Origin of the sequence: Mucilaginibacter sp., assembly GCF_965277465.1 — a bacterium.
In the GTDB taxonomy this organism is placed as follows: Bacteria; Bacteroidota; Bacteroidia; order Sphingobacteriales; family Sphingobacteriaceae; genus Mucilaginibacter.
This window is the reverse complement of sequence record NZ_CBDICW010000001.1, coordinates 2580524-2599364: the sequence shown is the minus strand read 5'-3', so window position 1 is coordinate 2599364 and position 18841 is coordinate 2580524. Positions and strand designations below refer to the sequence as shown.

The window sequence follows — 18841 nt, the reverse complement described above, 5'->3', positions numbered from 1 at the left end:
ATTACTTTGCGTTTCTAAAATTCAACCTCGGTAAACTCACTATTAATAATACAAATACGGCAGTAACTAACTTAAGCAGGTTGGCATCAACCCCAATATCAAGTGTTACGGCTAATACCAATTGAAATATAATAGCCCCTAAAAGCACCAATATTAAACTGATCCACACAGATGTAATCCTGAACCAGTTGATCAGCGTTTCGGCTATAATTACTGAACCCAAACCTATAATAACTGCTCCTATCCCCATGTTAATATCCGTAAAGCCCTGATACTGGCTGATAAGGTACCCACTAAGCGCGGTTAAGGCATTGGCCAGTGCAAGCCCTGTTATTTTCATCCGGTCGGTATTTACACCTAACGACCGGATCATTGATTCGCTGTTACCGGTAGCCCGCATTGCAATCCCAAAATCGGTTTTAAGCAAGAAACCGATAATAACCGTTATGATGATCACAAAAACGAATAAGATGCAAAATGTATTTTGATTTGGATCGGAACAGATGCTCAGGATATTAAATAAGGTAGGGATGCTATTAAGCGGTAAGTTTGAGGTCCGCATAATAGATAAGTTCACCGAATAAAGGGCCGTCATTACCAATATACCTGCCAGCAGCGCATTTATTTTCAGCTTGGTATGTATCAAACCTGTTAATGCCCCGGCAAGCGCCCCGGCAATAATAACAGCAGGTAAAATCAGGTACGAAGGTAAGTGATTGGTAAGCAAAATGGCCGTTACCACACCACCGAGCGTATAACTGCCATCGGTAGTAATATCCGGAATATTAAAGATCTTCATCGAGATATAGATCCCGAAAGCAATACCTGAAAAACATAGGCCTTGTAATATAGCGGTAAGGTAAAAATCCATCTATTTAACAGCTTCGAAGTTTGCAGGTACGGTAATATGATACTTTTTGGCAGCCGCCGGGTTATATACCCTGCGCCTGATCTTCACCATTTCGGGTTGTAAACCGGCGGTGCTATGTGTTTTTAAATATTGAGCAGCCTGTTCGCCTGCCTGGTATCCCCATTGATAAATATCGGCGCCAAAGGCTGCTACAGCCCCGCGTTGTACCAAACCGGCTTCGCTGGTAAATATGGGTACATTTTTTTGGTCGCAGCCTTTAAGTATAGTTTCAAATGCTGCAAATACACTATTATCCGGATTGGCAAAAAAGGCATCAATATTTTTACCGAGCAAGGATTGCGTAACCAACTGCGCATCGGCAGATGAATTTAACGGAAGGGCTACCAGCGTAATGTTTAATTTTTCGGCTAATGTTTCAATTCGCTTTTTGGCATCAACAGATTGCGGTTCGCTTTGGTTATAGATCATACCAACAACTAACTTACTGCCTTTAGGCTTTAAAAATTTGGGGATATTTGAAAAAGAAGTATCGATATAATTTAAATCCTCTACCGCGCCAAACAGGTTTGCAGGTGCTTTGCCGTTGGCATCTTCTAATTTCATGAGCTTAACAATTGGAGATACCATCATGAAAATAGGGATAGTTTTAGTTTTTTGTGCAGCAGTGATTGACGAAAGTGTAGTACAGGTAGCCAACAGATCAACCTTTTTTGAAACAAAGTAGTTTACAATTTGCGTAAGCGTTGGGATGCTACCTTGCGCATTGCGGTATTGGATCTCAACATTTTTACCATCCTCGAAACCGTTTTTCTTCAAGGCATCAATAAAGCCCGTTTTTGCGGGGGCTATAGATGCATCCTGAAAGGCATCTACAAAACCAACAACCGGCTTTGAATCTTTATTTTTTGAGTGACAGGAAACAATGGCAACTATAAGTAAAGCCAGAAAAGAAAGCTTCATATACTTCATGCCCCTAAGTTAAATAATTTGAAGGTGTAGAAAGCCATTTTTTACGGTTTTACAAGATTGTGACCATTTAACAATCCGGAGATAAATGGTATAACCAATTTTGGCCCAAAGAGCACTAATTGCAGCTAATAATGAGTCGAGGTCAAAATGTACAATTATTAAAATATAAAAATCTGTTTTTCAGTAAATTACATCAAAATAAAATCTTTTAAATATACTAATTAGGGAGCTTTGCTACCCACCTTGTACCAAGTAGCACAATTTTACGTATTTTAGCCACTGCATGACACCTGTTATATCTAAACTACCTCAAACCGGCACTACCATATTTACGGTAATGTCTGCTTTGGCAAATGAAGTTGGTGCGATAAATTTATCGCAGGGCTTTCCTGACTACGAAACTTCGCCCGAACTGATTGAACTTGTTGATAAGGCCATGAAAAATGGTCATAATCAATATGCCCCTATGCCTGGCGTTATGGCCCTGCGCGAACAAATTGCACAAAAAACGGAAAGGCTTTACGGCGCGGTTTATAACCCCGAAACAGAGATCACCATTACTGCCGGGGGTACACAAGCCATATTTACAGCAATAACCGCTGTTATTAACCCTAACGATGAGGTAATTATTTTTGAGCCAGCTTTTGACTGCTATGCCCCTGCCATAAAACTGATGGGCGGTATTGTAAAATCATTAGAGCTGGAACCACCCAACTATCGCATAGCCTGGGACATGGTAAAAAGGCTTATCAATAATAAAACAAGGATGATCATCCTTAATTCGCCGCATAACCCTACCGCTACCATTTTGCACCAGGAGGATATTGACGAGTTATGTGCCATTGTAAAAAATCAGGATATACTGATCTTAAGCGATGAGGTTTATGAGCATTTAATATACGATGGTGAAACCCATCATAGCATGGCCCGTTATGCCGAATTACAGCAGCGCAGCTTTATTGTAGCATCATTCGGTAAGCCGTTTCATGCTACCGGCTGGAAGGTTGGATATTGCATGGCCCCTGCTTTTTTAATGCAGGAGTTTAGAAAAGTACACCAGTTTTTAGTTTTCAGTGTTAACACACCGATACAATATGCAATTACCGAATACCTGAAAAACGAAAATCATTATTTAAGCCTGCCCGAATTTTTCCAGCAAAAGCGCGATCACTTCCGTAATGGACTGATGGAAAGCAAGTTTGAACTATTGCCTTGCTTTGGTACTTATTTTCAATCCGTAACCTATAACAACATTACAGACGAGAAAGACAGCGACTTTGCACTGCGTTTAACAAAGGAAATCGGGGTAGCATCCATACCTAATTCCGTGTTCTACACAAAGGGTACAGACCACCATGTTTTACGTTTTTGTTTTGCTAAAAGGCAAGAAACTTTAGATAAAGCCGTTGATAGATTGATTAAAATATAATTTGCCTGTAGTTGGTAGTCCTTTAACTACGGTAAGATTTCTTTTGTTAACGATGGCCAGCTGATCATTTTACAAGGACTAAAATATTAACCATGAATCAAGAAATTATGGATAATCTTAAAATTACCGTGTTCCAGGGATACCTTTTCTGGGAGAATATTGATAAAAACCTGCAGAACATTTCGCTGCGTTTATCGGGCATCCGTGAAAAAACGAACCTGATCATTTTGCCGGAAATGTTTAATACAGGTTTTTCCATGAATGCCGAAACACTTGCCGAACCCATGAACGGCAAAACCATGACCTGGATGAAGCAAACGGCTCATAAATATGAGTGTGTTATAACAGGGAGCATTATTATAAAAGAAAACGACAAATACTATAACCGCCTGATTTGGATGCGCCCTGATGGCACTTATGAATGCTATGATAAGCGCCATCTTTTTGCTTTGGGGAAAGAGCACCAAACATATACTGCCGGTGATAAAAAACTCATAGTTGAACTTAACGGCTGGAAAATTTGCCCGATGATCTGTTACGACCTCCGTTTCCCGGTTTGGATGCGTAATGTTGATGCCGAATATGATTTAATGATCATTGTTGCCAACTGGCCCGAGCGCCGCGCCCTGCACTGGCGTTCATTGATCCCGGCACGTGCTATTGAAAACCAGGCTTATGTTATTGGTGTTAACCGTGTTGGGCACGATGGTAATGAAGTTTATCATTCCGGTGATTCTACCTGTATTGACCCTGTGGGTAACGTGGTTTATTACAAACGCGATGAGGAAGACCTGTACACTTTCCCTATAATGGCAGACGAAGTAAAAAAGACCCGCCGCGCCCTGCCTTTTTTAAAGGATATGGATAATTTTGAAATTGTCTGAATCAGGATTTACTGAATTTCAGAATTTTCAGAATAATGCTCTCGCACCACAGTCGCTTGGCTCCTGCCGGGTGACGACTATATTCAGGCCTCCGGCTGATGTACACTTAAATTACTTTACTGATGGTCGGCGAGACGCCGATTAGAAAATCGTCACCCGGTAAGAGCCGGGCATGAATACAATTTTATAGATTTGAAAAGCATTAATCCAGTAAATTCTAAAATCCGGGAAATTCTGATTCAGACAGAGAAGCTAAAACGATTAAACAAAATTCTAAAAATGTGCAATTTCTGATTATTTTTACCCCATACAAAACATCAACTTAATTCAATGAGGCTTCTATCCCGCAGCATCCTGCCATCCTGTTTTATTTTATTTTTTGCTTTATCATCATCGGCCCAAAAGAAAAAGGATTACACGCCTTTGGTTAACCCATTTATTGGTACCGGAGGCCACGGGCATACTTACCCGGGTGCAGTAGTACCCTTTGGGATGGTACAGCTTAGTCCTGATACCCGCCTAACAGGCTGGGATGGCTGCTCGGGCTATTATTATACCGATACCACCGTTTATGGCTTTTCACATACGCATTTAAGTGGTACGGGCATTGAAGATTATTGCGATGTTTTATTTATGCCTACTACAGGCGAAGCTAAATTTAAAAACACGGAATACCTCTCGGGCTTTAAAAAGAAGAATGAGATGGCAACACCCGGCTATTATAGAACCCACCTTGATAAATATGATATAGATGTTGAGCTAACTGCCAGCACCCGTGTTGGGGTACATAAATACACTTTCCCTAAAACGGATGAGGCCAATATTATTATCGATCTGCAACACCGAGATAAGGTGCTTGATTCATGGATTGAAGTGGTAAACGACCACGAGATACGCGGTTACCGCCGCTCAAGCTCATGGGCTGCAGATCAATCTGTATATTTCTACGCCAAGTTTTCAAAACCATTTAAAACCTACGGCATTGCTGCTAACGACCAATTGCAACAAGGTAAAAACAAAGTACAAGGCACCAACATAAAAATGTATATCCGTTTTGATAACCCGGGTGAGGTGATATCAAAAGTAGGCATCTCATCCGTTAGCGCTGAAGGTGCTTTAAAAAATCTGGATACAGAGGTACCCGACTTCGACTTTAAAAAAGTTCAAAGAGCTGCCAAAACATTATGGATCAATGAGCTATCAAAAATAGAAGTTGAGGGCGGTGGACCAAGTGCATCTGCACAACGGGAAACACAGGGCAATAATCTGCAGGCTGGTACAAACAAGTCATCATCAAAAAAGAAAACGCCGGCTGTTGACTATGCAAAAACCAAGCAGACCATTTTTTATACCGCGCTTTACCACGCTATGCTGGCCCCTAATATTTATAATGATGTTGATGGGCAGTACCGTGGGATGGATCAAAAAATCCACAAGGCCGAAGGATTTAACTACTACACCGTGTTTTCACTATGGGATACCTACCGTGCAGAAGACCCATTGCTTAACCTGATAGATCGAAAACGCACGCTCGACTTCGTCAAATCATTTATGGCGATGTATGAGCAGGGCGGCTTATTACCTATATGGCCCCTGGCATCAAATGAAACCTTTTGTATGGTGGGTAACCACTCCATCCCGGTAATTGTGGATGCTTATGCAAAAGGTATCCGCGATTTTAATGCCGAGGAAGCCTTTACCGCCATGAAAGCAGCTGTTAACCGCAACCAGTTCGGCCTGGATTCATACCGAAAAAATGGGGTTGTACTATCAGATGATGAGGCTGAGTCGGTTTCAAAAACATTGGAATATGCTTTTGACGACTGGTGTATAGCCCAAATGGCAAAAATGCTGAACAAACCCGATGATTATAAAACATTTATACAGCGCGCCCAATATTGGAAAAACAGCTATAACGATCAAAACAGCTTTATGCAGGCCCGTGCCAATGGCGGCTGGTACAGCCCTTTTGAGCCTACCGAGATCAATAATAACTACACCGAAGGTAACTCGTGGCAATACTCATTTTTAGTACCACAGGATGTTGAGGGGCTAATGGCACGCATGGGTGGTAAGGCAGCTTTTGAAACCAAGTTAGATGAATTGTTTACTACCGATTCAAAACTTAGCGGAAAAGACCAGCCGGATGTTGCAGGCTTAATTGGCCAGTACGCACATGGAAATGAGCCAAGCCACCATATGGCCTATCTGTATAACTTTACAGATTCGCCTGATAAAACGCAGTATTATATCAACAAGATCCTTCACGAAGAGTACAGCAATAACCCTGATGGCTTATCAGGCAATGAAGATTGCGGGCAGATGTCGGCCTGGTACGTGATCAGCTCTTTAGGTATTTATGATATTGCACCAGGGCAGCAACAATTCCAGATCGGGATCCCACAGTTTGATAAGGCAGTGATCAATCTTGAAAACGGCAAAAAATTCATTATCATTAACCCGGGTGCAAGTGTAGGTACTGCCAATATTTACCTGCAAGGCATGAATCTTAATAAAAAGGCTTACAACAAAATATTTATTGACTATGCAGACATTGCCAATGGGGGAAATTTTGAAGTATTTACCGGTAAACTACCCAACAAAATATTTGTACAGGGCTTAGAAAAACCAACGTCAAAGATCACCGAGAATCTGATTACTGCCGATCCGTATATAACCGGGCAAAAAACATTTAAGGATCATATTACTGTTACTATAAATGCTTATGGTGCCGGCACAAAAATATACTTCACTACTGATGGCTCAACCCCTACTGCAAGCTCAGCTTTGTATACTGCTGCGCTTGATGTTTCATCAACCAAAACAATTAAAGCCATTGCTGTAGATGCAGCCGGTAAAACCAGCTTTGTTGCCGAAGCCACCTTTACCAAAATAAGGAACGATATTAAATTAACCCTGGTAAATAAATACCTGCCAAACTATGCCGATCAGGGCGATAATACGCTGATAAACGGCATCCGCGGTAAGGCAAACTGGCGCATTGGCAACTGGCAGGGTTACCAGGGTAATGACCTGATTGCTATTGTTGATATGGGCGCGGTAAAGCCGGTTAAACAGGTAACCATAGGTGCTTTGCAGGATACACAATCATGGATAGTTTTCCCGAAAGAGGTTGAGTACTGGACATCTGATGATGGCGTAAATTATAAACTAACAACATCTGTTAGTTCAAAAATTGATATAAAAGATATGAATGTAAAAACGCAGGACTATACAGGCCTGCTAAATACCAATACCCGTTATATTAAAGTAGTAGCTAAGCAATACGGCCCATTACCCGAATGGCATGTAGCAAAAGGAGGCCTATCATACATTTTTGCAGATGAGATAATAGTTGAATAATACTATTAAAACTGATGATTAAGACACAACATGTGTCAAAGTTTTAAATATAAAAGGGCATCTGAAAAAGATGCCCTTTTATATTTAAAACTTATTTTTTACTTGCCTGCGGGCCATTTGCCAATACAAATGCAGCAACTTTTTTGCCGATGTTTTGGGCCGATGTATTTTCAAACGCATAGTGAATACCTCCGTAAATACGGCTGTAGCCATTTTCCCATTCAACTGTGCTTAATGATTCAAGTACACGTGCCGGCTCGCCTGCGGTGGTAGTATGCAGTTCAAGGTGGTTTTTATCTCCGTAAAAACTTTTCAGCACTTCGTAACCGGCGGTAATGGTCGCACTGTGGCCGCTTGGGTAGCTTGGATGCGGGGGGGTATTGATTAAAGGTGTCCATTTGGTATAATCCTTTACCGATCCATCAGCTTCTGCGTTTAAAGCCGTTACCGGTCGCCATGCTAAATATTTGTATTTGGTTCCCCATATCACAATTCGTGCATCAGCTTCGGCAATATCAACCAAAACAAAAATAAGGGCAGTTTTTTCAAGTGATGTATTATGGCTTTCGGCCAGTTCCCGTGCTGCCTCATTTACGGTTAGTTCAGCATCCTGTTTGTAAAACTGGGCTATGTGGGTTTGGTCTTCAGTGCGTTTTGTACTTTTATCAGCGCCTATTTCGGCAACTTCGTTCAACGCTTTTTTATATTCATCGCTGCCAATTGCGGGTGGCGCATCAGGCAAAAATTGTTTGCTGCTTGTTAATAAAAAAGGTTTTACATTCCCCCACTCTACATCAACTCCGGGTGCAAATTTACCTGGGGTTGGGCGGTATGCGCCAACAGCAGGTTTATCAGGCCCGGCATAAGTAGTAAGCGGACTTGAGCCATCATTGGCCCTTAAAGCAATAATATCTGCAGCTGCGGCTGCGCCAACTTTTTGGCCTTTATCAACCGGTCCATCATTTACAGCGGCTAAACTGCTTGTCAATGCCGAATCAAGCGATGTTTTTTGAGCCGGGAAGTAGTTAACAAGTACATCATGTGCCGCCTGTGCGGCGGCTGCCTTTGCCGAAGCCGGGCCATCAGGCGCCTGGTAATAATGATAAGGCTTACCAATATGTTTAATAGAGTTTACAGCATCATAAACAGCAATGGCTTCAATTGCTTCTGTACGGCTGCCTGTATTGCTGTTTTGCTTGGCAACCTTGGTTGCCTTAACAGTTATAAGGTTCCATTGAACAATTACATTACCTGGTTCAGGTTTTTTTGATGAAGCATTGGCATTATTTGCTAAAATACTAATGCCGATAATGGCGGTGCTTAATAAATTATTACGCATGGTTAAGTTGAATGTTCAGCAAATATAATAAATCCTATAATATCTATAGGATTAGTATTTATTATTTAATTGTATGCTAACGTGAATTTAATATTGCCTAAATATTATCCCAAATTTATTTGCACCATTTGTTTAAATTCAAAAAATAGACCGAAGTTTATAAAGATTAGCTCAAGATTATTTACGTTTGGCAGCGTTGCCGACAGGCACTTAAAAAGTTTTGCATTTAACATAACCGGATGTATTGGTACGAAGATGAAGTTAAACGGGTTGAGAAAGACAGTCTGAAATTAGGATATGCTCCCGAAACCATTTTTTATGGCAGTTCATCCATTCGTATGTGGGGAAGTCTTTACAACGATTTTAAGGATTTAAAACCTGTTAACCTTGGCTTCGGAGGATCAACATTAGCTGCCTGCGTTTGGTTTTTTGATAGGGTTATGACACCCTATCAACCTAAAAGGCTACTTTTTTATGCAGGTGACAACGACCTTGGCGATGGCCGGAATCCTGAGGAGGTATTTATTTTTTTTCAGCAATTAGTAGTATTGGCTACTAAACGTTTTGGCGATATACCTTGCTATTTCATCTCGCTGAAACCAAGTGTTGTCCGCTGGCCCATAATTGATAAATTTAAATACACCAATAATTTAATTGAAAGCGAAATTGTTAAACATGACAATAACTGGCATTTTATTGATATTTTTAAGGAAATGATTGATGCAGCAGGTAACTTAAAAAAGGAATACTTTTTGAGTGACGGCCTGCACCTGAGCGAAAGTGGATACAGCTTGTGGAAAGAGATAGTTTGGGATCATATTAACGTTAATCATTAATTTATTTTAAGGTAATAACAGGTGCGGATATTTCCAGCCGTAAAGCTATGCCGTAATGAACAGGGGATATCATAAGTGGTATAGTGAAACATTGCAGCGTGATATGGAGTTGCTGGTTTTCGGGTATGGTGGCAGGGCTGTGTTATTTTTCCCTACCCGTATGGCCCGTTTTTATGATTATGAAAATTGGGGTATAGTTGCCGCCCTGCAACATCGTATTGAAAACGGCGAACTGCAACTTTTTTGTGTTGATAGTATTGATGGCGAAAGTTTTTACAACCATATGGTTCACCCGGCAACACGCATCAGCCGGCATTTACAATATGAGCAGTATATTTTAAGCGAGGTAATGCCATTTATGCGCACCAAAAACAGCGGCGATGATTTTGAAGTGGCCGGTTGCAGTATGGGTGCTTACCACGCCATAAATTTGGCCATGAAACATCCACTTTTGTTTAAAAAGGTTGTGTGCATGAGCGGCAGATATGATTTAACCAGGCAGGTAAATGATTATAAAGATCTTTTTGATGGCTTCCATAATGAGGATGTTTATTTTAATATGCCCCGGCAGTTTGTTGCCAACCTTTACGATGATCACATTTTGAATGCTATCCGCCATATAAATATTATTCTTGCCATAGGTCAAACAGATCCTTTTTTATCCAACAACCAGGAATTTAGCGAACTGCTGTGGAGCAAAGGCGTAGCTAACCAATTATATATATGGAATAACTATGCACACAATCCGCGCTACTGGAAACAAATGGTGCAACTTTATTTGTAAGCACAACATTCCGGATAAAATTTAAAGCATAAAAAAAGCAGCGCTAATAAACCGCTGCCCTTATATAAAGATCAGTATAACAAGTAAAATCTTATTTCTGAAACTCAGGTTTTAACTCCGCTTTTTCTGCCTTTCTAAACTTCATTACTTTAGGTACTGATACACCCTGAATGTAAGGGTTATCACCATTAAGCCTGTAATATCCCTGGTGATATTTTTCGGCAGGGTAAAACACTTTATAAGGCACTACCTGCGTAACTATAGCTTCGGGATAATGCTTGCTTGCATTTATTTTTTTTATGGTTTCCATCAAGGTTGCTTTTTCTTCGGGTGTACGATAAAAAGCTATTGAACGGTAATCGTTACCTTCATCAGGGCCCTGGCGGTCAAGCTCTGTAGGGTCATGTGCAAAAAAGAAAGCATTTGCTAAAGTAGCATAGCTTATAACTTTAGGATCATAATAAACCTGTACACATTCGGCATGGCCGGTAGTACGCGTGCTTACATCCTCGTACGACGGATTTTTAGTAGTACCGCCAGCATAACCGGATATAACTTTATCAACACCCTTCAGCTCAGACATGGCTTCGCTCATACTCCAAAAACAGCCGCCGCCAAAAGTGGCAACTTCCTGCCCTGCCTTAGGCTTAGGTAAGGCAGCAAAATCATTACCACCGGGTTGGGCGTTAACACAGCTTGCCAGCAATAATATTCCGGCAACATATAACATAACTTGTTTCATACAATTTTAAAGTTTGTAAGTAAATATACGTTGATAACCTTTTGTTGGATGGTCATTACTAAGTAACTAATTCCTGCATTAAAGGTTTCATGGGCTTAGTCGTGAGTATCTTTAAATCCTTACAAATTTATTTTAACATGAAGAATTATTGGCCGAGCGACCGTTTAACCATAGTAAGTATAGATGTTAGTCCGTTGATTTTTATTTCATAAACACTTGCAAGCATCATACCTAATTTACCCGGCGGGAAACCCTTGTTGTGCATCCACTCAAGGTATGACACAGGTATATCACTTATAAGCGTACCCTTGTATTTGCCAAAAGGCATCCGCGTTTTTACAACATCTATCAGTATCTTAGGGTCGGGCTGCATGTTTTCCACATGGTAAAGATATAAAGATCAGTAACTGTTTACAGGTGCATTAAACTAAAACGTTACATAAGTAAGATATAAAACGCAAACACTAAGCAATAATCAGCGTTATAACTTTACACTTATAAACTAAACATGAAACAACAATTTGAAGCAATGCTAACCGGATCAGATGCAACTGTTGATGGTGTAGTTAGTAAAATAACTTTTGAAGGCTATGAAAATGCCTATGAATTTGAATCGATTGATAATAACCTGCACCTGATAATAGCTAAAAACGAAGATGGTAAATGGGTGCGCCTGGCAAGTACCGAACCTTATTTATCAGGTTGGGTTGATGAATTAGTTCAGCAGATAGTTTAAATTACAACTTATGGAAAAAAGGGAAATAGGTAATTCAGGAATCAAGGTTTATCCTTTTGCCTTTGGTGGCAATGTTTTTGGATGGACTATAGATGAAAAACAATCATTTAAAATATTAGACGGTTTTGTTGATGCAGGGCTTGATTTTATTGATACTGCCGATATGTATTCTACCTGGGTACCGGGCCATACGGGCGGCGAATCAGAAACCATTATTGGTAACTGGCTCAAAAAATCAGGCAAACGAAACAGCCTGGTTATAGCCACAAAGGTTGGCAAGCCCATGGGCGATGGTAAAAAAGGACTCTCGCGCAAATACATTACACAAGCTGTTGAAGATTCATTAAAAAGGCTGCAAACAGATTATATAGATCTTTATCAATCGCACGATGATGATAAAGATACCCCACTGTTAGAAACACTTGAAACTTATACCGACCTGATAAAACAAGGCAAGGTAAGAGCCATTGGCGCATCAAATTACGATGGCATCAGGCTTAAAGAGGCTTTACAGGTAAGCAAGGATAATAACCTGGCTGCTTATGAATGCCTGCAGCCCGAATATAACCTTTATACCCGCGAATATTATGAAAAGGAACTTGAAACGGTATGCCGTGAAAGGAATATTGGTGTAATCTCTTACTTTTCGTTAGCGAGCGGTTTTTTAACGGGTAAATACCGCTCTGAAAATGATTTGAATAAAAGCAGCCGTGGTGGTGGCATAAAAAAATACCTGGAACCCCGTGGTTATAAAATTTTGGCAGCATTGGACAAGGTAGCTGCGGAATATGATGCAACACCAGCCGAAGTTGCCCTGGCATGGGTAATAGCACGCCCTGGTATAACAGCACCTATTGCCAGTGCAACCACTATTGAGCAATTAAATGATATTACAAAATCAACATCGCTTAACTTAAAAAGTGATGCGATAGATTTGCTGAATAGTGCCAGCAGTTACTGATCGGGAAAACAAAAAAAGGCCACCTCAAGGTGGCCTTTCCAATTATATATGTTGTGGAGCTTATATTAAAACCTTGGTCTGCTGTGGCCAAAACCACCTTGTTGGTTATTTTGAGCAAAGTGTTCCTCACCTCCCCTGTTACCACCGCGATCTTGTCCGCTATGGTTTTGGTTTGATGGCTGGCTAAAGCCACCTTCCCTGCCACCACGGTTATCATTACCACGGTTGTAGTTTTGGTTGGGCTGGCTAAAGCCACCTTCCCTTCCACCACGGTTATCATTACCCCGGTTGTAGTTTTGGTTGGGCTGACCGTAACCCTGGCCTCTGTTATCAAAATGACGATCATCGCCCCTGCGGTCAAATTGCTGACCTTGTTGTTTGTTATCAAAATGATCACCTCCCCTGTAAGCATTATGATCGTATCTGCCGGCATAACCACCACCGAAACGGTTATCATGGTTAAAGTGCTGCCATTCGGCTACTTCACGACCATTATATCTTGACCGGTACATATCATTATGTATAAACGGGCGGTGTTCACGTATCTCAAACCTGCGTCCGCTTCTCCAGTCATAATCACGGTATGCACCTGGCAGGTAAGCAGCAGAGATCCAGTTACCGCCATTATTATAATAGTAACACTGTTGATTTACATCGTAATAAGCATCAACATCTGGCAGATAGTAGTAATCATCATCATTACTGTCATCATAAACAGGTTGTTGCTGTTCCTGATAAACCGGTTCCTGGTAAACTACCGGAGCGGGTTGATAAACAACCGGGCGGGCACCAAAATGAAAACCTAAATGTATCCTAATCTGTGCATCGGCAGTGTTATAAATTAAACCGCTTAATGCTATTGCTGATAATATTGCTAACTTTTTCATATTGTTAAATTTTATATAGTTAGGACAGTAATATCAGCCCAAGGTTTAATCATACATAGCAATTATATTACATTACAGTATATTAACAGAATTTAATTTTGTAATTATTCATTAAATTAAAATTATGTTTCAAAACCTCAATTACTCTTATTATAAAACAATATATTATATGCCTGTTTATTATTTAATTTTTTCAGAATAAATTATTTATTGAATAATTTAAAGATAACTTCTGATTAGCACCTATAATTATTATTAACCGGCTCATAAATATGTACAAAAGCACTTTTATCAGTTAAGCGGCATAGCATATTTTGTTAAAAAACTGTCGCTGTCACACTAATTCTACAAAACAGAATACCTAATTTTCAGTTGTTTAATTAACTTTGGTAACCAAACAACCGCAACTTATGAAAACCAAAAAATTAATTATCTCATTGCTTCCCGTATTTGCAGTAATAGGGTTTATACTATTTAACGCCTGTAAAAGTGGCGGCGATAGCAAAACGCCACCTGCCGAAAACGCTGGCTTAACATTACCCGAAGGATTTAACGCCGCTGCCATTGCCGAACATTTAAGTAGCCCAAGGCATTTAGTGGTAACCCCGCAAAACGAAATTTACATACACCTTGCAAACGCCCGTAACGGAAATGGCATTGTTGTACTACAACAAAGTGGCGATAAGGCTACCGTTAAAACCAGCTTTGCTAATTATGGCGGTACGGGTATCTATATTAAAAATGGTTACCTGTATGCTGCATCAAACACTGACGTTTATAGGTATAAGCTGAATGATAATAACGAGGTAATTGACCCGGCCAAACCTGAAACAATTGTTACCGGCTTGATTAGCCGCCGCATGCATCAGCCTAAAGCTATAATGCTTGATAATGATGGCAACCTTTATGTTAATATTGGTGCCTATTCAAATATATGCAGTGATTATGATAAAGATAAAAAAGGTTGTTCGGTTTTAGATTCGGCTGCCGGTATCTGGCAGTTTAAGGCTGATAAATTAAATCAGCATTACAGCGATGGTGTTCGTTATGCCACAGGCTTACGCAATGTTGTTGGCTTAGACTGGAACCAGCAGGATAACCAGCTTTTTGTAATGCAGCATGGCCGTGATGCTCTGCATGATCTGTACCCTAACCTTTACACAGAAAAACAATCAGCCGACCTGCCTGCTGAGTGTATGTTCGCCTTAAAAAAAGGTGACAATGCCGGCTGGCCATATTTGTATTACGACTGGATTCAGCATAAAAAAATTGTTGGCCCTGAGTACGGCGGCGATGGTAAAAAAGAAGCAGACAATAAGTACATTGATCCGGTTGCTGCTTATCCCGGTCACTTCGCACCCGATGGTTTGTTATTTTACACAGGCAATCAATTCCCTGAAAAATACAAGAATGGTGCATTTATAGCCTTTCATGGTTCATGGAACAGGGCTCCGCTACCACAGGAAGGTTATTGCGTGGTTTTTCAACCGTTTAAGAATGGAAAACCCGACGGCAAGTATGAAGTATTTGCAGATGGTTTTGCTGGCGCGGATAAATCACCGGGTGGAGCAATGCACCGCCCATGCGGCCTGGCGCAGGGCCCTGATGGTTCGTTATATGTAACCGACGATCAAAAAGGAACGCTTTATAAAATCACCTATAAAAAATAATAATGAAATTTATATCAGCATACCTGGCATTATACCTGTTATTAATCGCTCCGCATTTACACGCGCAAGTTAAGCACGTAAGCAGGCATAGCAGTTCAGGATCATCCCTTGCCAGGGGCAAAGTAGTTTATACCAAAATTTGCCTCAGCTGCCACATGGCGAACGGCGGCGGTGTACCTATGATGAATCCACCGCTTATTAATACAAGTTATGTTTTGGGCGATAAAACCAAGCTAATAAAAATTGTGCTGAATGGCTTTAATGAAGATGTTGAAATAAACGGGCAAACGTATTCAAACGCGATGACCCCGCATAACGACCTGAAAGATCAGCAAATTGCCGATGTATTAACTTACGTGCGTAAAAGCTTTGGTAATAAAGCCAGCAGCGTAACTGCAGCCGAAGTAAAAAAGGTTAGAGCAACTAACATTGCTAAATAAAACTAAGGATAACCCTTACCGGTTCTTAAAGGCTCCGGTAAGGGTTTATCATGTTATTCTGTAATATGGTATTGGTAAGCATTACTGTGCTGTATTTTTGCCTGCACCCGCTCAATACTCTCTTCAATGGTTTCACGCTGTACCTTTTTGGTAGCTTCAATAAAAGCATCCTGGTAGGCCTTTAATGCCTTTGTCCAATTCTTGTTCTTTTCGTAAAACAAACCTAACAGATCATAAATAGATGCCGTATTAACCCCGGCAGTATTTAAAGCTTGTTGTGCAATGGCATGTACCTGCTTCTCCATATTTAAAAAAACAACCAGTTTCAGATAATGGAAATAATTATCCGGGAAACCCGGCTCTAACTCCATACAGGTTTTAAAATGATAACCCGCCGTTTGGTAATCATTTATCTCGTAATAATAAATATTACCCAACTGGAAATGCGCACGCGCATACAGTGGGTCGTTACTAACAATTTCGTTAAGTAATTGCAATGCTTTTGGCGTTCTACCGAAACCCAACTTATCAATAGCTTGTAAATACTTTTCTTCAACAGTATAATAAGTGTTCATAAAATTTCAATGATATATATTGGCCTACCCTTAAGTAAAGCCTTAAATTCAGTAATAAATAGTTTTGATTAATGCCCCTTAGCCAGGGCAGCAGAAGAGTGTGTGCTATTTAGCTGCATAGCTCTTCTGCCACGAACCCATAGGCCGCTTAAAGCTTTTTTTGCAGAAGAAATTGATACGCAGCATTATTTTATTTTTTTGCAAAGATAGGGAGATAATTATAAAAATCAAAAAAGGGCAGATTATTGCCTACCCTTTAAACACTTGGTGCAGATTAAACTCTTTTTTATATTTTTGCAGATGAACGGACGTTAGTATACCTTAACCCCGTTCGCATTCCTTATAAATGGATATATCAGTAGTAGTACCACTTTACGACGAAATAGAATCATTACCCGAGCTTACCTCATGGATAAGCCGCGTAATGGACGATAACCGATTTACCTACGAGGTTATTTTGGTTGACGATGGCAGCAGCGACGGCTCCTGGGAGATGATCCGTAAGCTGAGTACCAATAACCCTTTTATAAAAGGCATTAAGTTCAGGCGTAATTATGGTAAATCGGCTGCCTTAAATACTGGTTTTGAGGCCGCGCAAGGAAATGTTATTATAACAATGGATGCCGACCTGCAAGACAGTCCCGATGAGATCCCCGAACTTTACCGCCGTATAGTTGAAGAAAAATACGACCTTATATCGGGCTGGAAAGCTAAAAGGCACGATCCTTTAAGTAAAACCATCCCAACAAAATTATTTAATGCCGCAACCCGCCGCATGTCGGGCATTAATAACCTGCACGATTTTAACTGCGGCCTTAAAGCTTACCGCAAGGCAGTAGTTAAAAACATTGAGGTTTACGGCGAAATGCACCGCTACATTCCTGTTATTGCAAAATGGGCAGGCTTTGTAAAAATTGGCGAACAGGTAGTTGAACACCGCGCCCGCAAATACGGTAAAACCAAATTCGGAATGAGCCGTTTTGTAAACGGACTGCTTGACCTTATGTCTATATTTTTTGTGGGTAAGTTTGGTAAAAGGCCGATGCACTTTTTTGGTACTATGGGTGTATTGAGCTTTTTGGCTGGTACAATTATTACCATCTGGATGATTGCCGAGAAACTGCATTCTATAGCCAAAGGTGAGCATTATCGCAATATTACCGAACAAACCTTGTTTTATATAGCGCTTGTGGCCGTAATATTAGGTTCGCAGCTTTTCCTTACAGGGTTTGTGGCCGAATTGGTATCACGCAGTGCCAGCGAGCGCAATAAATACCAGATAGAGGAAGTTATTTAATTTGTTGATTATTAATTAAATCATACCGGGCAGTCAACAAAAAAATTGCCCAATTAATCATCTGCGATCAACTACTTACTGATACATGTTTTTTTCCATCATTATACCTTTATACAACCGCCCGCAGGAAATAAAAGAACTGCTGGAAACCCTTACCCTGCAAACTTATAAGCAGTTTGAGGTTTTGGTTATTGAGGATGGTTCGGTTAATGATGCCGCAAATGTGGTGAACAGCTTTACTGATAAGCTTGATCTGCGATACTTTGTAAAACCAAATGAAGGTCAGGGTTTTACCCGTAATTACGGTTTTGAACGGGCAAAAGGCGATTATTTTATTATTTATGATTCTGACTGCCTTATCCCCGAAAACTATTTGCAGATAGTAAATGATGCCTTAACAAATAATTACCTGGATGCCTACGGCGGCCCCGATGCTTCTCACCCTTCATTTACCCCGGTTCAAAAAGCCATAAGCTACTCCATGACTTCGCCTTTTACAACGGGTGGCATCAGGGGAAATAAAAAAGGCATAGGCCAGTTTCATCCGCGCAGCTTTAATATGGGTATATCCCGGCAGGTATGGGAAAAGGCAGGAGGTTTTATTATTACACGCTCTGGCGAGGATATTGAATACAGCATCCGTATTCATTCAATGGGTTTTAAAATAGGGTTGATACCCGAGGCAAAAGTTTATCATAAACGCCGCACAAACTTTTTACAATTTTATAAACAGATCCATTTTTTCGGCCGCGCCCGTATTAATGTTTATAAGTTCTTTCCCGGCGAGTTAAAACTGGTACATTTTTTCCCGGCAGCTTTTACGCTATCCCTCTTATTTACAGCAATTTCAAATATTTTTGGCTGGCAAATTGCACAATTATGTAATTTTGTTTTAGCACTTATAATTTTGTTGATATTTTTTCATTCGTGGAGTAAAAACAAGTCGGCAAAAATCGCATTTTTGAGCTTAATAGCATCCTTCATCCAACTTGTAGCTTATGGCCTTGGTTTTATGCAGGATTTTTGCAAGCGAATTATATTTAAACTATCGTAACTAT

The 18841-nt window shown here is 40.4% G+C and carries 18 protein-coding genes; 11 read left to right on the top strand and 7 right to left on the bottom strand.

The window, feature by feature from the left end; translation table 11 throughout:
- Position 1 precedes the first annotated feature (1 nt).
- Positions 2-871: an ABC transporter permease gene (locus ACQY4U_RS11625; RefSeq protein ID WP_428329578.1), complete on the bottom strand. Its 870-nt coding sequence runs from the start codon at positions 869-871 to the stop codon at positions 2-4.
- Complete coding sequence (locus tag ACQY4U_RS11620) at positions 872-1840, bottom strand: ABC transporter substrate-binding protein (protein WP_428329577.1); 969 nt, start codon at positions 1838-1840, stop codon at positions 872-874.
- Between the two features lie 283 nt (positions 1841-2123).
- Between ACQY4U_RS11620 and ACQY4U_RS11615 the strand changes: the two genes are divergently transcribed.
- The 3 genes from ACQY4U_RS11615 to ACQY4U_RS11605 all read left to right on the top strand — a co-directional run bounded on the left by ACQY4U_RS11615 (position 2124) and on the right by ACQY4U_RS11605 (position 7516).
- Positions 2124-3269 (top strand): methionine aminotransferase, encoded by a 1146-nt coding sequence (locus ACQY4U_RS11615; protein ID WP_428329576.1) that lies wholly within the window; start codon positions 2124-2126, stop codon positions 3267-3269.
- A gap of 107 nt (positions 3270-3376) precedes the next feature.
- Entirely contained in the window at positions 3377-4153 is a 777-nt protein-coding gene (locus ACQY4U_RS11610) for an amidohydrolase (RefSeq protein WP_428329742.1), read from the top strand.
- A 330-nt stretch (positions 4154-4483) separates the two neighbouring features.
- Positions 4484-7516: a GH92 family glycosyl hydrolase gene (locus ACQY4U_RS11605; protein WP_428329575.1), complete on the top strand. Its 3033-nt coding sequence runs from the start codon at positions 4484-4486 to the stop codon at positions 7514-7516.
- 91 nt (positions 7517-7607) lie between these two features.
- Here ACQY4U_RS11605 and ACQY4U_RS11600 read toward each other — a convergent pair whose 3' ends face one another.
- Complete coding sequence (locus tag ACQY4U_RS11600) at positions 7608-8855, bottom strand: vanadium-dependent haloperoxidase (protein WP_428329574.1); 1248 nt, start codon at positions 8853-8855, stop codon at positions 7608-7610.
- Between the two features lie 239 nt (positions 8856-9094).
- Between ACQY4U_RS11600 and ACQY4U_RS11595 the strand changes: the two genes are divergently transcribed.
- Entirely contained in the window at positions 9095-9691 is a 597-nt protein-coding gene (locus tag ACQY4U_RS11595) for a GDSL-type esterase/lipase family protein (protein WP_428329573.1), read from the top strand.
- A gap of 55 nt (positions 9692-9746) precedes the next feature.
- Positions 9747-10475 (top strand): esterase family protein, encoded by a 729-nt coding sequence (locus tag ACQY4U_RS11590; protein WP_428329572.1) that lies wholly within the window; start codon positions 9747-9749, stop codon positions 10473-10475.
- Positions 10476-10566: 91 nt separating this feature from the next.
- On the opposite strand, the gene msrA is transcribed toward ACQY4U_RS11590, so the two are convergent.
- Positions 10567-11217, bottom strand: coding sequence for a peptide-methionine (S)-S-oxide reductase MsrA (gene msrA / locus ACQY4U_RS11585; RefSeq protein ID WP_428329571.1), 651 nt, complete (start codon positions 11215-11217; stop codon positions 10567-10569).
- Positions 11218-11362: 145 nt separating this feature from the next.
- A complete protein-coding gene (locus tag ACQY4U_RS11580) occupies positions 11363-11590 on the bottom strand; it encodes a DUF3820 family protein (protein ID WP_428329741.1) in 228 nt (75 codons plus the stop codon).
- A 135-nt stretch (positions 11591-11725) separates the two neighbouring features.
- On the opposite strand from ACQY4U_RS11580, the gene ACQY4U_RS11575 reads away from it, so the two are divergent.
- The gene (locus tag ACQY4U_RS11575) at positions 11726-11953 is read left to right on the top strand and encodes a hypothetical protein (protein WP_428329570.1); all 228 of its coding nucleotides are present in this window, start codon (positions 11726-11728) and stop codon (positions 11951-11953) included.
- A 10-nt stretch (positions 11954-11963) separates the two neighbouring features.
- A complete protein-coding gene (locus tag ACQY4U_RS11570) occupies positions 11964-12914 on the top strand; it encodes an aldo/keto reductase (protein ID WP_428329569.1) in 951 nt (316 codons plus the stop codon).
- 65 nt (positions 12915-12979) lie between these two features.
- Here the strand turns inward: ACQY4U_RS11570 and ACQY4U_RS11565 are convergent, their stop codons facing one another.
- On the bottom strand, positions 12980-13801 hold the full coding sequence (locus ACQY4U_RS11565) for a hypothetical protein (RefSeq protein WP_428329568.1): 822 nt from the start codon (positions 13799-13801) through the stop codon (positions 12980-12982).
- Positions 13802-14211: 410 nt separating this feature from the next.
- Here ACQY4U_RS11565 and ACQY4U_RS11560 point away from each other — a divergent pair, with 410 nt between their 5' ends.
- Together ACQY4U_RS11560 and ACQY4U_RS11555 are read left to right on the top strand one after the other, a co-directional pair.
- Positions 14212-15471 (top strand): PQQ-dependent sugar dehydrogenase, encoded by a 1260-nt coding sequence (locus ACQY4U_RS11560; RefSeq protein ID WP_428329567.1) that lies wholly within the window; start codon positions 14212-14214, stop codon positions 15469-15471.
- A 2-nt stretch (positions 15472-15473) separates the two neighbouring features.
- The gene (locus ACQY4U_RS11555) at positions 15474-15911 is read left to right on the top strand and encodes a c-type cytochrome (protein ID WP_428329566.1); all 438 of its coding nucleotides are present in this window, start codon (positions 15474-15476) and stop codon (positions 15909-15911) included.
- Positions 15912-15964: 53 nt separating this feature from the next.
- Here ACQY4U_RS11555 and ACQY4U_RS11550 read toward each other — a convergent pair whose 3' ends face one another.
- The gene (locus ACQY4U_RS11550) at positions 15965-16486 is read right to left on the bottom strand and encodes a tetratricopeptide repeat protein (RefSeq protein ID WP_428329565.1); all 522 of its coding nucleotides are present in this window, start codon (positions 16484-16486) and stop codon (positions 15965-15967) included.
- A 346-nt stretch (positions 16487-16832) separates the two neighbouring features.
- Here ACQY4U_RS11550 and ACQY4U_RS11545 point away from each other — a divergent pair, with 346 nt between their 5' ends.
- Positions 16833-17783, top strand: a complete 951-nt coding sequence (locus tag ACQY4U_RS11545) for a glycosyltransferase family 2 protein (protein ID WP_428329564.1) — start codon at positions 16833-16835, stop codon at positions 17781-17783.
- 85 nt (positions 17784-17868) lie between these two features.
- A complete protein-coding gene (locus ACQY4U_RS11540) occupies positions 17869-18837 on the top strand; it encodes a glycosyltransferase (protein ID WP_428329563.1) in 969 nt (322 codons plus the stop codon).
- The last annotated feature ends 4 nt before the right edge of the window (positions 18838-18841 follow it).